The 14,629-nt window shown below is 66.3% G+C and carries 13 protein-coding genes; 4 read left to right on the top strand and 9 right to left on the bottom strand.

Annotated elements, in window-relative coordinates:
• Window positions 1-132: 132 nt before the first annotated feature.
• Window positions 133-1,437, bottom strand: coding sequence for an MFS transporter (locus tag IEX43_RS10830; RefSeq protein ID WP_188810890.1), 1,305 nt, complete (start codon window positions 1,435-1,437; stop codon window positions 133-135).
• 119 nt (window positions 1,438-1,556) lie between these two features.
• Here IEX43_RS10830 and rraA point away from each other — a divergent pair, with 119 nt between their 5' ends.
• The 3 genes from rraA (at window position 1,557) to IEX43_RS10815 (ending at window position 5,460) form a co-directional block, all read left to right on the top strand.
• On the top strand, window positions 1,557-2,057 hold the full coding sequence (gene rraA / locus IEX43_RS10825) for a ribonuclease E activity regulator RraA (protein ID WP_188810888.1): 501 nt from the start codon (window positions 1,557-1,559) through the stop codon (window positions 2,055-2,057).
• A 107-nt stretch (window positions 2,058-2,164) separates the two neighbouring features.
• Window positions 2,165-3,817, top strand: coding sequence for an MDR family MFS transporter (locus tag IEX43_RS10820; RefSeq protein ID WP_188810886.1), 1,653 nt, complete (start codon window positions 2,165-2,167; stop codon window positions 3,815-3,817).
• A gap of 203 nt (window positions 3,818-4,020) precedes the next feature.
• A complete protein-coding gene (locus tag IEX43_RS10815; protein ID WP_188810884.1) occupies window positions 4,021-5,460 on the top strand; it encodes a sugar porter family MFS transporter in 1,440 nt (479 codons plus the stop codon).
• A gap of 81 nt (window positions 5,461-5,541) precedes the next feature.
• On the opposite strand, the gene IEX43_RS10810 is transcribed toward IEX43_RS10815, so the two are convergent.
• The gene (locus IEX43_RS10810; protein ID WP_188810882.1) at window positions 5,542-6,030 is read right to left on the bottom strand and encodes a GNAT family N-acetyltransferase; all 489 of its coding nucleotides are present in this window, start codon (window positions 6,028-6,030) and stop codon (window positions 5,542-5,544) included.
• 149 nt (window positions 6,031-6,179) lie between these two features.
• Between IEX43_RS10810 and IEX43_RS10805 the strand changes: the two genes are divergently transcribed.
• Entirely contained in the window at window positions 6,180-6,464 is a 285-nt protein-coding gene (locus IEX43_RS10805) for a hypothetical protein (protein ID WP_188810880.1), read from the top strand.
• On the opposite strand, the gene IEX43_RS10800 is transcribed toward IEX43_RS10805, so the two are convergent.
• The 7 genes from IEX43_RS10800 to IEX43_RS10770 all read right to left on the bottom strand — a co-directional run bounded on the left by IEX43_RS10800 (window position 6,452) and on the right by IEX43_RS10770 (window position 14,617).
• The gene (locus tag IEX43_RS10800; RefSeq protein WP_066272388.1) at window positions 6,452-7,210 is read right to left on the bottom strand and encodes an iron ABC transporter ATP-binding protein; all 759 of its coding nucleotides are present in this window, start codon (window positions 7,208-7,210) and stop codon (window positions 6,452-6,454) included. The two genes, IEX43_RS10805 and IEX43_RS10800, sit on opposite strands and share 13 nt — an antisense overlap.
• A 40-nt stretch (window positions 7,211-7,250) precedes the next feature.
• Window positions 7,251-8,306 (bottom strand): iron chelate uptake ABC transporter family permease subunit, encoded by a 1,056-nt coding sequence (locus IEX43_RS10795; protein WP_308422229.1) that lies wholly within the window; start codon window positions 8,304-8,306, stop codon window positions 7,251-7,253.
• Window positions 8,299-9,306, bottom strand: a complete 1,008-nt coding sequence (locus IEX43_RS10790) for an ABC transporter permease (protein ID WP_188810878.1) — start codon at window positions 9,304-9,306, stop codon at window positions 8,299-8,301. The genes IEX43_RS10795 and IEX43_RS10790 overlap by 8 nt, the downstream gene beginning before the upstream one ends.
• A 26-nt stretch (window positions 9,307-9,332) precedes the next feature.
• Complete coding sequence (locus tag IEX43_RS10785) at window positions 9,333-10,280, bottom strand: siderophore ABC transporter substrate-binding protein (protein ID WP_188810876.1); 948 nt, start codon at window positions 10,278-10,280, stop codon at window positions 9,333-9,335.
• Window positions 10,281-10,537: 257 nt separating this feature from the next.
• Window positions 10,538-11,701, bottom strand: a complete 1,164-nt coding sequence (locus IEX43_RS10780; RefSeq protein ID WP_188810873.1) for a mannitol-1-phosphate 5-dehydrogenase — start codon at window positions 11,699-11,701, stop codon at window positions 10,538-10,540.
• Window positions 11,701-13,809: a PTS mannitol transporter subunit IICBA gene (locus IEX43_RS10775; protein WP_188810872.1), complete on the bottom strand. Its 2,109-nt coding sequence runs from the start codon at window positions 13,807-13,809 to the stop codon at window positions 11,701-11,703. Before IEX43_RS10775 ends, IEX43_RS10780 begins: the two co-directional genes overlap by 1 nt.
• 79 nt (window positions 13,810-13,888) lie before the next feature.
• A complete protein-coding gene (locus IEX43_RS10770; protein ID WP_104186986.1) occupies window positions 13,889-14,617 on the bottom strand; it encodes a TetR/AcrR family transcriptional regulator in 729 nt (242 codons plus the stop codon).
• Window positions 14,618-14,629 lie beyond the last annotated feature (12 nt).

The raw sequence follows: 14,629 nt of genomic DNA, 5'->3' as shown, positions 1-14,629 counted from the left end.
TCCGGGGTTGTGTTCCAATGGTGCAGCAGCCACGATCGTCCCCTGCCGGACCGCCGCCAAATCCGGATCAACTATACGGCACGGCAGTGTGGCGTAATTAGTCAGCGGCCTTAGTTCCGGGCGCCCGGCAGGTCAGCGGACGCTCTTGATCTTCACCACAAAGACGGCACCCAGCAGGCCGATGACGGCAGCGGTGATGAACAGGGAGCGGTACCCGCCCCAGTAGGTGACGGCGGCCAGGGCCAGCGCCGGGGCCACCACCTGCGGAAGGGAGTTGGCCACGTTGATGATGCCCATGTCCTTGCCCCGGTCCGCCGCCAGGGGCAGGACCTGCGTCAGCAGGGCGAAGTCGACCGCCAGGTATGCGCCGAACCCGATCCCCAGGACGGCTGCGCCCGCCAGGGCTCCGGGCCACACGGGGAAGAACGCCATGATCAGCGCCGCCATGGCAATGGTGGCCGAGGAGCCGATCACGAACGGCTTGCGGCGGCCAACCCTGTCACTCCACGGGCCGGCAGCCACCGCGGTGATCATCACCATCACCGCGTAGATGCCCGTGAGGACCAGCACGCCCACCGCGGGATCCTCCTGCTTCAGGATGTCGCGGAGGAAGAAGAGCAGGTAGACGATGGTCAGTTGGTTGCCCACGTTCACGAGGAAGCGGGTAAGCCAGGCCCACGCGAAATCAGGGTACCGCCGCGGACTGATCCAGAATCCCCGGAGGAACAGCCCCGGACGGAAGCGGGGCAGGACGCCCCTGTGGAGCACGGGATCGTCCCGGTGGAAGAGGTATGGCAGCACGGACAGAAGAAGGGCGGCGGCGCAGAGCCAGTAGCCCACCATGAAGTTGCCGGATACCACGGCTCCGAAGACAGCGCCCGTGAGGATACCCAGCGTCTGGCCCATGGCGGCCAGTCCGCCTACCTTCCCGCGCTGGGGCACGGGCACCCTGTCCGGGACCGCGGCGGTAATCGCAGCGTACGCCGCGTTTGCCCCCAACTGGACCAGGCACCAGAACAGCACCATGAGGGCCACGGTGCCCGCCCCGGACATGGCCAGGAGGGCGACAGCCGCCAGCACGGCACCCGCCAGTACCCACGGCGAGCGGCGGCCAAAGCGGGACGTGGTGCGGTCCGAGAGGGCGCCGAAGAGGGGGTTTGCCACCAGCGAGACCGCAGCCCCGCATGCCGTGGCAAGGGACAGGATGGCTTCCTTGCTGGGCTCGTCGATACTGATGGCCTGCTGCCCAATGAAGACGTTGATGGGGCCGAAGAAGGCGGCGTTGATGCCCACGTTCACCAGGACCAGCCCGGTCACCCACCGCGCGCTGACCTGCCGCGTTGGTTCGGCGAGCGCCGCCGCCGGACCGTCCGGGGGAACGGCACTGTGGCCCTGGGGTGAGGGGCCAAGGGGTGCGGGCGTATCGGACAGACTCATGACGTGTTCCCCCGGCTGCGGCTAAATGGCGACGGAGTCAGACTATCGTGGGCGGTACCGTGCCGGCTTGTAAGACGGCCGCGGTCACCAGGACGGCCACCAGCACCGAGGAGAACACCATGAGCGCAGCGCCAACGCCGGCGGAGGGCACCGCCGCCGTCAACACGGCGGACCTGTACGACGAACGCGGAGACGAACTGGCGTCCGTATCGCTGCAGTTCCAGACCCTGGGCGGCCGCTCCCACTTCAGCGGACAGGTGCGGACCATCCGCTGCTTCCAGGACAACGCCCTGGTGAAGTCCACGCTGGCCACGCCCGGCAACGGCAACGTGCTGGTGGTGGACGGCGCAGGCTCGCTGGACACCGCCCTGATGGGGGACATGATCGCCGAAAGCGCCGTGGCAAACGGCTGGGCCGGCGTCGTCATCAACGGCGCAATCCGCGACCGTGAGGCAATCGCCGCACTGGACCTCGGAGTGAAGGCCCTGGGCAGCAACCCCCGCAAGAGCGCCAAGGCCGGCGCCGGCGAGGTGGATGTTGACGTGGAAATCGACGGCGTGACCATCCACCCCGGGTCCATGATCTGGTGCGACCCGGACGGGATCCTCGTGGAGCGGTAGTCCCCCGCCTGGAATATTTCTCCGGGGGGAGGAATAGGACTGCACCTAGGATAGTTACTGAAAGCAACTATCAACGCGTGATCCCTTTCCTTCCCCCTGGAGTACCCATGTCCACAGCACCTGCCGCGCGCCCTGCCGGAGAAACCCTGACACAGCGCCAGATCGTCACCGTCATGGTGGGCCTGATGCTGGGCATGTTCCTGGCATCGCTGGACCAGACCATCGTGTCCACGTCCATCTACACCATCGCCAACGACCTGGACGGGCTCTCGCTCCAGGCCTGGGCAACCACTGCCTACCTGATCACCTCCACGGTCAGCACCCCGTTGTACGGCAAGCTGAGCGACATTTTCGGCCGCCGCCCGCTGTACCTGACCGCCATCGTGATCTTCCTTGCGGGCTCGCTGTATGCGGGGTCGGTGCACTCCATGACCGAACTGGCGCTGGCCCGCGGCGTCCAGGGGCTCGGGGCGGGCGGCCTGCTGGCCCTCGCGCTGACCATCATCGGCGACATCGTATCGCTCAAGGACCGGGCAAAGTACCAGGGCTACTTCATGTCCGTGTTCGGTATCTCCTCCGTGCTGGGCCCGGTGGTGGGCGGCGCGTTTGCCGGTTCCGCCAACATCCTCGGTTTTGAAGGCTGGCGATGGGTGTTCTTCATCAACCTCCCCATCGGCCTGGCCGCGCTCACCGTAGTGTTCCTGTTCCTGCACCTGCCAGCCAAGCACGTGAAGCAGAAGATCGACTACTTTGGCGCGGCGGCCATCACGCTGGCCATCGTGCCGCTGCTGCTGGTGGCGGAGCAGGGCCGCAGCTGGGGCTGGGCGTCCTTCCACTCCTTCCTCTGCTATGGCCTGGGCGTGGTGGGCATCGCCTGGTTCCTGCTGGCCGAGAAACGTGCCGGCGACTACGCCCTCATTCCCCTGCGCCTCTTCCGGAACGTCACGTTCGGCCTGTCCTCGCTGCTGAACTTCATCATCGGCATCGGCATGTTCGGGGCCATCGCCATGCTCCCGCTGTACCTGCAGCTGGTGAAGGGCCTCACGCCCACGGAAGCGGGCCTGATGATGATCACCTTCACCGTGGGCATCCTCACCGGCTCCATCACGGCGGGCCGCATCATCTCGGCGTCCGGCACGTACCGGATCTTCCCCATCATGGGCACGGCCATCCTCACGGCGGCCGCCACCGCCATGGGGCTCTCCCTGGGCGTGGACACGGGCCTCTGGGTTCCCGGCGTGATCGCGGTGTTCTTCGGAATGGGCCTGGGCTTCTGCATGCAGCCGCTCACCCTGGCCATGCAGGTGTCCGTGCCGCGCCGCGACATGGGCGTGGGCACTTCCTCAGCTGCGTTCTTCCGCTCCATGGGCGGTGCCGTGGGCACGGCCGTGTTCATCTCCATGCTGTTCAGCCTGGCGGCGGCCCGGATTGCCGACACCATGAAGTCGGCGATGGGAAGCCCGGAGTACCAGGCCGTCCTGCAGGACCCGGCCGTTGCAACGGACCCGGCCAACGCCAAGCTGTACGAGTTCTTCCAGAACGGCGCCTCCAACGAATCCCTCAATGACACCAGCTGGCTCCACACAGCCAACAGCACGCTGACGCGCCCCATCACGGAGGGCTTCGCGTACGCCATCGACGCCGTCATGCTCACGGCGGCCGTGCTCACCGGACTGGCGTTCCTGATCAGTTTCGCGCTGCCCAACAAGAAGCTCACGGACTCCAAGGCGGCCTCCCAGGAGCCGGTGCCGGCCCACTAAGCCAGCCCGCTCCAAACAGGGGACGACGACGGCGGCGACTCCCGCCGTCGTCGTCCCCTGTTTGCTGCCAAGCGGTCCCGCCCGACTGGAACGGCGCTCCGTGGCATGGAACACTGTGTAACGCGTGTGCGCCGGCCCAGGGCCGGTTCCGCAGCCGACGACGTCCGCACCGCATCCACCAAAACCCAGACCTAGGGAGACCCATGCCCACTGCACAGGAGCAGACAACCGCCCAAATACCGCAGCGGGTGATCTGGCTGGCGCTCGCGGGCGCGGTGGGCGGATTCCTGTTTGGCTTTGATTCGTCGGTGGTCAACGGCGCCGTGGATGCCATGAAGGACGAGTTCGCGCTGTCAGAGGCCGTGACCGGCTTCGCGGTGGCCGTCGCGCTGCTTGGCTGCGCTGCCGGCGCCTACCTCGCTGGCAAGGTGGCAGACCACTACGGGCGCATCCCTGCCATGAAGCTGGGTGCGCTGCTCTTCCTGGTCAGCGCCCTGGGCACGGGCTTCGCCTTCGGCGTCTGGGACCTGGTCTTCTGGCGCCTGGTGGGCGGCCTGGGGATCGGCCTCGCCTCGGTTATCGCCCCCGCCTACATCTCCGAGATTTCGCCGCGGCACGTCCGCGGCCGACTGGCCTCGCTGCAGCAGCTGGCCATCACCACAGGCATCTTTGCCGCGCTGCTGTCCGACGCGCTCCTGGCAACCAGCGCCGGCGGCGCCGACCAGGCCTACTGGCTGGGGATCGAGGCGTGGCGCTGGATGTTCCTGGCCGCAGCGCTGCCCGCAGTGGTGTACGGCTGGATCGCCTTCACCCTTCCCGAATCCCCGCGCTTCCTGGTGTTCCAGGGCAAGGAAGACGAAGCCCGGAAGGTCTTCGACTCCATCGTCCCCGCCGGAGAAACGGACCGCCACATCCGGGAAATCCAGGACGCCATCGAAGAGGACAAGCTGGCCGGCCAAAAAGGCTCCGTGCGCGGCAAGACGTTCGGCCTGCAGGCAGTGGTGTGGGTGGGCATCACCCTGTCCGTCCTGCAGCAGTTCGTGGGCATCAACGTGATCTTCTACTACTCCACCACCCTTTGGAAGGCCGTGGGCTTCCAGGAGAAGGACTCGCTCACCATCTCCGTGGCCACGTCCGTCACCAATATCCTGGTCACGCTGGTGGCGATCGCCCTGGTGGACCGCATCGGGCGCCGGCCCATCCTGCTGGCCGGCTCCGTGGGCATGGCCGTGTCCCTGGGAGCCATGGCCGTAGCCTTCTCCACCGCCGTTGGCTCCGGTGAGGACATTTCCCTGCCCGGCGCGTGGGGTCCGGTGGCACTGGTGGCGGCCAACGTCTTTGTGGTCAGCTTCGGCGCCTCGTGGGGTCCGCTGGTGTGGGTCCTGCTGGGTGAGATCTTCCCGTCGCGGATCCGTGCCCGGGCCCTGGGCCTGGCCGCGGCAGCCCAGTGGGTGGCCAACTTTGTGATCACGCTCAGCTTCCCGGTGATGGCCGCCGGCTCGCTGCCGCTCACCTACGCCATGTACGCCCTGTTTGCCGCGGCGTCCTTCTTCTTCGTGATGTTCAAGGTGCCGGAGACCAACGGGATGTCCCTGGAGCAGGCCGAAACGCTGTTCGTGGCCAAGGGCTCGAAGAAGGCCTAGCGCCCGCCTCCGTTCTGCACCCTTCAACGGGCATTGCACCCCGGAACTCCCGGGTGCAGTGCCCGTTTGTGGGTGCAGCGGTCAGAGCGGAAGCTTCATGCCTTCGTGGTCCGCCGTGAAGCCGAGGCGCCCATAGAAACGGTGCGCCGCCGTCCGCGATTTGTGGGTGGTCAGCTGCAACAGTGTGCAGCCGCGGCGCCGGGACTCGTCGATGGCCCACTGCACCATGAGGTTGCCGAGGCCCTGGCCCCGGACGCCGGCCGCCACCCGAACGCCCTCGATCTGCGAGCGCCAGGCGCCCCGCCGCGAAATGCCGGGCAGGAAGCTGACCTGGAAGGTGGCCACCACGTGACTGTCCGCTGACCCTTGACGCACCAACTCCCCCACGACGAGCAGGTGGCAGGGGTCGGCGTCGATCGCTTCAAAGGCCCGCTCATACGGTTCCATGTCCCCATGACTTTCGCGCGCGGCACCCATGGAATCGTCCGCAAGGAGCTCCACGATGGCAGGCAGGTCTCCGCGTGTGGCGGGGCGGAGGCGGAAGGTTCCGCTGCCGACGTCGGCAGTCATCAAAAAGGGCGGGGTACCGGAAGAAGTGGGTTGCGTTGTCACGGAACCAGCATTCCACGGCCTCGCCTGCGTCCCTGCCCTCAGCCGCGCCCCATGTTTGGCTTGGGGACGAGCGTTGGAATGAATTACCTGATTGGGGGAGGTTCGCCATGGATCAGAAAACTTTGTCAGCCCTGCCTAAAACAACCCTGAGGGCAGGAATCATCATTGGTGCGGCCGGCGCGGTCGCGGTCATCCTTGCTCCCCAGATCCTCCAGTCACTGCAGCTGGGGCCGTCCTACTCGCAGGCAGTGGGCACGCTCCTCAGTGTGGTGTTCCAGCTGGTCACCCTGTTCTTCCTGCCGTTCTCCGCGGCGCTGATCGCCGGATCCCTGGTGATGCGGTACGTGGGCTCAGTGCTCACCGGGGCCGCAGCGGCTGGTCAGGCGAAGTAGACGCCGATCCGGTTGCCGTCGATGTCCTCGATGCGGATGTCGATGTCGTAGACGTCGCGGAGCATGGCCTGCTGCATGATCTGCCGGGGGCTGCCCTGATGGACCAGCCGCCCGTCCTTCATGGCCAGGATGGTGTCCGAATAGCAGGATGCGAAGTTGATGTCGTGGACCACCAGGACGATTGTCTTCCCGAACTCGTCAGCCAGGCGCCGGAGGAGCCGCATCATCTCCACGGAGTGCTTCATGTCCAGGTTGTTCAGCGGCTCATCGAGCAGCAGGTAGCGGGTGTCCTGCGCGAGCACCATGGCAATGAAGGCCCGCTGGCGCTGGCCGCCCGAGAGCTCGTCCACGAACTTGTCCGCCATGGCCGCCAGGTCCAGGTGGCCGATCGCCTCTTCCACCTTGGCCAGGTCCTCCACGGTGGGCCGGCCGCCGGAGTGCGGGAACCGGCCGAAGGCCACGAGGTCCCGGACCGTGAGGCGCATGGTGAGGTGGTTCTCCTGCCGCAGGATGGCCATGGTCCGGGCGAGTTCCCGGCTGTCCGTGGCGGCGACATCCAGTCCGGCAACGGAGACGGAACCGGACTCAAGAGGCTGGAGCCTGCTGATGAGCGAGAGCAGCGTGGATTTCCCGGCCCCGTTGGGGCCGATGATGGAAGTGATGCCGCCGGCGGGGATGACGCAGCTGACGCCGTCCAGGACGGCCTGGCTGCCGTAGCTCTTGGAGACGTTCCGGACGTCGATCATGGCCGGACTCCCCCGGCCACGGTGTCAGGAGTTGGGCGGGTCATTTCAGGGAGCCTTTCAAAAGGAGGTAGAGGAACAGGATGCCGCCCGCGAACTCGATGACCACGCTGAGGGCGGTGCTGAAGCCGAAGACCTGCTCCAGCAGCAGCTGCCCGCCCACCAGGGCCACAGCGCCGATCAGCACCACGATGGGCAGCAGCCAGGCATGGCTGAACCCGCGGCACAGCTGGTAGCCCAGGCTCACCACCAGCAGGCCGAAGAACGTAACGGGCCCCACCAGCGCGGTGGACACGGCCACGAGCAGCGAGCATCCCAGCAGCACGCGCATCACCACCTTCCGGTGGTCGACGCCCACGTTGATGGCTACGTCCCGCCCCAGCGCCAGCACGTCCAGGGTGTGCCGTGCCCGCCACACCACAGCACAGACAGCCGCAACGATCACCGCCGAGACACCCAGCAGTGCCGGATCCACGTTGTTGAAGCTCGCGAAGAACAGGTCCTGGAGGATGATGAACTCGCTGGGTTCCATCAGCCGCTGCAGCAGGGAGGACAGGCCGCGGAAGAGGCTGCCGAGGACCACCCCCACCAGCAGGAGAAGATGCAGCGAACGGGTGGCACCGGTGAACATCCAGCGGTACAGCAGCGCGCTGAACGCCACCATCAGCAGCACTTCGAGGCCGAACTGCAGCGTGGGCGGGGCGGCCACCACTGCGGCGGCTCCGAGGGTGAATGCCAGCACCGTCTGGACCAGGATGTAGAGCGAATCGAAGCCCATGATGGACGGCGTCAGGATGCGGTTGGCCGTGACGGTCTGGAACAGGAGCGTGGATACGCCCACGGCAACGGCCACCAGCAGCATGGCGGCCAGCTTGATGGCCCGGCGCGGCAGGATGTAGCCCACGTTGCCCTTCAGGTCGAAGAACAGGAAGAAGCAGACGACGGCGGCAGCCACCGCCAGCAGGATGCCTGCCACCATGCGCGGCGGGGCATTGCGGATGGCGGCTTTGAGTTTCCGGGGAACCGGGCGCTGCACTGCGGCCGGCAGCTGGGCGGCGGCAGGATCTTCCGGCGGCCGCAGTGTTGTGCTGTCAGGCATTGCGTTTCCTCAGGATCAGGACGAGGAACAGGACAGCGCCCAGCACGGACATCACCATGCCCACCGGGACCTCGTAGGGGTAGCGGATGGTGCGGCCGATGATGTCGCACACCAGCACGAAAGCGGCCCCGAACAATGCTGTCCACGGAACGGCGCGGCGGAGGTTGTCGCCGAAGATGAGGGACACGATGTTGGGCACCACGAGTCCCAGGAAGGGTACGGCCCCCACGGTGGTGACCACCACGGCAGAGATCAGCGAGACGATGATGAGCCCCAGCCTCATGGTCCTGCCGTAGTTCAGTCCCAGGTTGGTGGTGAAGTCCTGGCCCATCCCGGCCACGGTGAACCGGTCCGCGGCCAGCAGCCCCAGGAGCATCAGGAGGGCGACAATCCACAGCAGCTCATACCGGCCCCGGAGGACACCGGAGAAGTCGCCGATCATCCAGTTGCTCAAGGTCTGCAGCAGGTCATAGCGGTAGGCAAAGAAGGTGGTGACGGCGGCAATCACCCCACCCAGCATGATGCCCACCAGCGGGATGAGGAGGGTGTTGCGTGCCGGCAGGCGGCGCAGGATGGCCAGGAAAAGGGCCGTCCCCAGCATCGCGAAGGTGCTGGCCACCAGCATTTTGGCCAGCACCGGGGCCTGCGGTGCGAAAACCGTCACTACCAGGATTCCCAGGGTGGCGGACTCGACAGTACCTACGGTGGAAGGCTCCACGAAGCGATTGCGGGCCATGAGCTGCATGATGAGCCCGGCAACCGCCACCGCCATCCCGGCCAGGACCACGGCAAGTGTCCTGGGAACGCGGGAAATCCAGAAAACGTCAGTCGTCGCGGGATCGCCGGATAAAAGGCCCGGCAGGGAGACGTCGCTGACGCCCACGAACATGCTGGCGATGGCAAGGGCAAGGACGGAAGTTGCGGCCGCAGCCAGGCCGGCACTGTGGCGGGCCCGGCTGCGGGTTGCCGGCGCAAGCGGGCGCACGGCGGTGGCGGTCATGGGTGTGTGGAGCCCGGTTGGAGGCTCTAGGCCACGGAGTCGGCAACGGCGTCCACCATTGCTTCGACGTTGTTGAGGCCGTAGCCCACGATGTACCAGCCGGCAGGGTCAAGGTTGATGACCTTGTTGTTCTGGACGGCGTTGGTGGACCGGACGAGTTCGTTGTCCAGGATGGGGTTGGCGTCGGCGCCTTCGGTGCCCACCGCGGTGTCGCGGTTGATGACATACAGGATGTCCGGGTTGACCTGCTTGATGTACTCGAAGGACACAGCCTCGCCGTGGCTGCCCTCAACCTTGACGTCTGCCGCGGTGGGGACGCCCAGGACGTCGTGGATGATGCCGAACCTGGAGCCTGCGCCGTAGGCGGTGACCTCGCCGCCGGAGGTCAGGACAATGAGACCCTTGCCGGCGCCGGCCGCCTTGGTTTTGGTTTCTTCGATGGTGGCGTCCACCGCGCCCAGCTTCTCCTCCACCTCGGCGGACTTGCCGAAGATGGTTCCCAGCTTCCCGGCCTGCTCCTTGAAGCTTTCCATCGGCCCGGCGGCGTCGATGGACAGGTCGATGGTGGGGGCGATCTTGCTCAGTTCCTCGTAGGCTCCGGCGGTCCGGCCGGAGATGATGATGAGGTCGGGGTCGCCGGCGCTGACGGCTTCGAAGTCGGGCTCCTTCAGGGAACCGATCTTGGTGTACTTCGCGTCGGCGTACTTGTTGAGCGCGTCCGGGTAGGCAGCCTCGGGCACGCCGGCGGGCTCAACGCCCAGCGCGTCAAGGGTGTCCAGGACGCCGAGGTCGAACGTGAAGACCCTCTCCGGGTTGACGGGAACGTTGGCGGTGCTGCCCTGGGCGTGCTCCACGGTGATGGTGGCCGCCTCACCAGCGGGCGTCGCCGTCGCGCTCCCGCCGCACGCCGTGACGGTCAGGAGCGCCGCTCCCGCCGCAAGTGCCCCCAGGTAGCTCGACAGCCTCTTCTTCACTTTGTTCTCCGCTCGGATAATACGTCACAAGTTCGTTGCCTAATAGCCCAGAGCCTATAAGTAAGGGAAGGCTAACTTCAAAGCGGGAGGGGCAGTATTCCGTCACAAGTGGGGGACATCACAACGCACGACGCCGGCACCCAGGTGAGTGCCGGCGTCGTGATTGCAGGAGGGTTGGGGAAAAAACCGCATCAACTGCGAGAGGGTTCCCGAAAAGGCTGCAGCAAGTGCAAGAGGGTGCAGTCAGTGCGGGAGGATTAGGCCGGGGCCTTGGCAGCCTCCGCCTGCCGCTCCTCCACCAGGGTTGCCACCGCGTTGAACAGTGGGTGGCCGGGCTCCAGCCCGGTGATGCGGGCAGTGGCGTCCGCCGGGCTGGAGGAGGCCAGGATGCCGGCCAGCTCCGTTGCCTCGGCGTCGGCCGGATCGGTGAAGCGCAGGGCCGCGGCGATGGCGCCCAGGAGCGCCTCCGGCACAATGCCCCGTTCCGCCAGTTCAGCGGCCGGACCGATGAACCGTTCATGCCGGCTCAGCTTCCGCAGCGGAGCGCGGCCCACCCGGTTCACCGTGTCAGGAAGGTAGGGGTTGGAGAACCGGACCAGGATCTTCTGGACATAGGCCTCCTGCTCGTCGTTGCTGAAGCCGTGCTTGGAGACCAGCAGCTGCTTGGTCTCCTCCAGCACCGCCCGAACATCCTCGGCCACGTCCTGGTCGGCCATGGCCTCGGAGATCTTCTCCAGGCCCGCCTCGAACCCGAAGTACGCTGCCGAGGCATGGCCGGTGTTCACCGTGAACAGCTTCCGCTCGATGTACGGCGAGAGATCGTCCACGAACGTGGCACCCGGGATGGCCGGTGCCGCCCCTGCAAAGGCGGTGCGGTCGATGACCCACTCGTAGAAGGTCTCCACGGTGACGTCCAGGCCCTGCCCGGCTTCCTGGTTGGGAACGATCCGGTCCACGGCGGTATTGGCGAACACAGCCTTCCCGTCCAGCGCGCTGGCGGCAGCCCCCGGCTGGGAGGCCACCTCCTTGGCCAGGATGTCCGTGGCGTTGATGGCGTTCTCGCAGGCCATGACCTGCAGCGGGGCCAGGCCCGAGTCCCTCGCCGCAATGCCTTTGGCGATGGCAGGGGCCACGAACTTCAGGATGTGGGGGCCCACGGCGGTGGTGACGATGTCCGCCGTCGCAATCTCTGCGATGAGCTCCGCTTCCTGCGTGGTGGAGTTCATCGCCCGGAAGTTGTTGACCGTCCGCACTGCAGGGTTCTCCCCCACCTCGTGCACGGAGTAGCCGTCCGCCGCTGCCAGCTGGGCGATGAGTTCCTCCGCCACGTCGGCGAACACCACCTCGTACCCGGCATCATGTAGGAGCAGGCCCACAAAGCCACGGCCGATGTTCCCGGCCCCGAAATGAACAGCCTTCACTATGCGTTGACCTTTCCGAAGAGTTCCAGGACTTCATCCACCGAGGTGGCTGCCTCCAGCCGGGCAACCTGCTCCTTGCTGGTGAAGACCTTCGCGATGGAGGACAGGATGTGCAGGTGCTCGTTGTTGACCCCTGCCACGCCCACCACGAACTTGACCTGCTTACCGTTCCAGTCGATGCCCTGGGGGTAGCGGATCACGGACACCGCGGACTTCCGGATGTGGTCCTTGGCGGCGTTGGTGCCGTGCGGGATGGCCAGGAAGCTGCCCATGTAGGTGGACACGGATTCCTCGCGCTCGTGCATGGCGGCAATGTAGCCCTCATCCACGGCGCCGCGCGCCAGCAGCAGCCTGCCGGCCTCGTCGATTGCGGCGTCGCGGGTTGTGGCTGAACCGTCCAGCACCACGCTCTCACGGGCCAGGATCTCCGGCGCGCCGGCGGTTCCGGCGGCGGGAGCCGCGTCCACGGGGGCGTCGGCCGCGTGGGCGCCGTGGCTGGCGGCGGCAGCCCCTGCCCCGGCCCCTGCTGCAGCGGCAGTTGCGGGCCCGGAGGCGGATGCTCCGCCGGGTGTTCCGGCACCGGTGTCCGGACCTTCCGCTGTCACAGCACCCTCGGTATTGCTCTCCCTGACCAGCTCCACGATTTCGTCGTAGCGCGGGCTGCTCATGAAGTTGTCAACGGAGTAGTGGACGGCACTGGACGTGGCGGGCTTGGCCCGTTCCGTCAGGTCCTGGTGGGTGATCACGACGTCGTAGGTGTCGCTGAGGTTGGCGATGGCCGCGTTGGTGACCTTGACGTCCGGGAAGCCGGCCGCCTTGATCTTGTTGCGCAGCACCGAGGCGCCCATGGCACTGGAGCCCATGCCGGCGTCGCACGCGAACACGATGTTGCGCACCGGCCCGGCCAGGACGCCAACACCGCCGCCCGCTGCAGCACCTGCCCCGGTGCCCGTCAGGGTGGAGGCCACAGAGCTCTTCTTGCCCTTCATCTGCTCCATCCGCGAGGTGGCATCGTTGAGGTCCACCTCATCGCTGTGCTTGGTGGTCTTCATGATGACCGAGGCCACCAGGAAGGAGGCGGCCGTCGCCAGCAGGACCGCAAGGATCACGCCGATGTAGCTGTCCCGGGAGGTCTGGGCGAGCACGGCGAAAATGGAGCCGGGGGCGGCCGGCGCCACCAGGCCCGCACCAGTGATGGCCAGGGTGGCGATGCCGGTCATTCCGCCGGCGATGGCAGCGAGGATCAGCAGCGGGCGCATCAAAACGTAGGGGAAGTAGATCTCGTGGATACCGCCGAGGAAGTGGATGATGGCGGCACCCGGGGCGGACGCCTTGGCGGCACCGCGGCCAAACACCATATAAGCCAGCAGGATGCCAAAACCGGGTCCGGGGTTGGCCTCAAGCAGGAACAGGATGGACTTTCCCTGCTCCAGCGACTGCTGGACACCCAGCGGAGTGAGCACGCCGTGGTTAATGGCGTTATTCAGGAAGAGCACCTTGGCCGGTTCGATGAAGATGCTGGTGAGCGGCAGCAGTCCGTTGTCCACCAGGAACTGGACCACGTTGCCGGCGCCTGTGCTGAACGCCGAAACCAGTGGGGCGATGCCATAGAAGCCCAGCATGGCCAACAGGGCACCCCAGATGCCGGCAGAAAAGTTGTTGACCAGCATCTCAAAGCCGGGACGGATCTTGCCGTCCCAGATGGAGTCGATCTTCTTCATGGTCCAGCCGCCCAGCGGGCCCATGATCATGGCGCCGATGAACATCGGGATGCCGGCACCCACAATCACGCCCATGGTGCCGATGGCACCGACAACGCCGCCGCGGACGTCATAAACCATCCGGCCGCCGGTGTAGGCGATCAGGAGCGGCAGCAGGTAGGTGATCATCGGCCCCACTAGGCCGGTGTTCGCCACCCCGTCCGTCTCCCCAAAGCCGCCCAGCTGGGGAACGGGGAACCATCCCTTTTCAATAAAGAGTGCGGTAATGAGGCCCCAGGCAATAAAGGCGCCGATGTTGGGCATGATCATGCCGGACAGGAACGTCCCGAACTTTTGGACGTGCACGCGTGCGCTGGTGCGGGGTTTTGCAACTGTCTCTGTTGCCATGTGATTTCCTAACCGTCATTCCTGCGGCTCCGCAGGATGGTCCGATACTTACGACGACGTACTGCCGGAATGTGCGGGTTCAGCCCGCCGGGCTGGTGGAGATGCGGTGAAGCCATTCGAGGAAAAGCTTGAGTTCCGAGCTTGAAAGCTGGTCAGAGTGCGAGGCCTGAAGTGCGGCGTTCAGGGCGATCGCGGCCACCACTACCGAGGACTTCCCGGCGTCGCCCGGAGCCGCGCCGCCGGCGGGCTCGGCGGACACCGCAAAGATCATGGCGTCCCGGGTCATGGTGGACAGTTCGAGGTTCCGTTCGGAGGCGGGCTCCGCGATCAGCATCAGCGTCACGCCCACGTTGGCCGCCAGGATGGACCTGGCTGCTTCCCGGGGCTGGACGTTCAGCTGGCCCGCCACCGCTGCCTTATTCAGCATCTCCTCCATGAGTGCCTCGGCATCTGCGACGATTGCCGGGCGGCTTTCCGGGCGGATGTTGCCGAACATCACCAGGTACAGCTCCGGCTGGTTCAGCCCGAACTGGACATGGTTGTCCCACATTCTCCGGATATCCTCGAGCGGCTGTCCGGAGGGGGCGAAATCCCTTTCGCCCGCAACATACTCTTCAAACCCTGCGGCGACGACGGCGTCGAACAGACCTTCCTTGTCACCGAAGTGGTGGTACAGCGTGGGGGCTGTGACCCCCGCCAGCTGGGTGATCTGGCGGGTGGAGACGGGTGCTCCCCCGGAGTTTGCCAGCAGCTCCGCGGCAGCACGGAGCAGCCGCATTTTGGGGGGAAGCTGGCCATCCAAACTCATAACCGCTACCCT

Source organism: Pseudarthrobacter polychromogenes (assembly GCF_014644495.1).
Lineage (GTDB): Bacteria > Actinomycetota > Actinomycetes > Actinomycetales > Micrococcaceae > Arthrobacter > Arthrobacter polychromogenes.
This window is presented reverse-complemented; position numbering and strand designations above follow the sequence as displayed.

Coding starts and splice junctions, on each gene's coding strand:
- IEX43_RS10830 (WP_188810890.1), bottom strand. CDS start 1,437: ATGAGTCTGTCCGATACGCCCGCACCCCTTGGCCCCTCACCCCAGGGC.
- IEX43_RS10790 (WP_188810878.1), bottom strand. CDS start 9,306: ATGACCGCCACCGCCGTGCGCCCGCTTGCGCCGGCAACCCGCAGCCGG.
- IEX43_RS10820 (WP_188810886.1), top strand. CDS start 2,165: ATGTCCACAGCACCTGCCGCGCGCCCTGCCGGAGAAACCCTGACACAG.
- IEX43_RS10795 (WP_308422229.1), bottom strand. CDS start 8,306: ATGCCTGACAGCACAACACTGCGGCCGCCGGAAGATCCTGCCGCCGCC.
- IEX43_RS10770 (WP_104186986.1), bottom strand. CDS start 14,617: ATGAGTTTGGATGGCCAGCTTCCCCCCAAAATGCGGCTGCTCCGTGCT.
- IEX43_RS10800 (WP_066272388.1), bottom strand. CDS start 7,210: ATGATCGACGTCCGGAACGTCTCCAAGAGCTACGGCAGCCAGGCCGTC.
- IEX43_RS10815 (WP_188810884.1), top strand. CDS start 4,021: ATGCCCACTGCACAGGAGCAGACAACCGCCCAAATACCGCAGCGGGTG.
- IEX43_RS10805 (WP_188810880.1), top strand. CDS start 6,180: ATGGATCAGAAAACTTTGTCAGCCCTGCCTAAAACAACCCTGAGGGCA.
- rraA (WP_188810888.1), top strand. CDS start 1,557: ATGAGCGCAGCGCCAACGCCGGCGGAGGGCACCGCCGCCGTCAACACG.
- IEX43_RS10810 (WP_188810882.1), bottom strand. CDS start 6,030: ATGACTGCCGACGTCGGCAGCGGAACCTTCCGCCTCCGCCCCGCCACA.
- IEX43_RS10775 (WP_188810872.1), bottom strand. CDS start 13,809: ATGGCAACAGAGACAGTTGCAAAACCCCGCACCAGCGCACGCGTGCAC.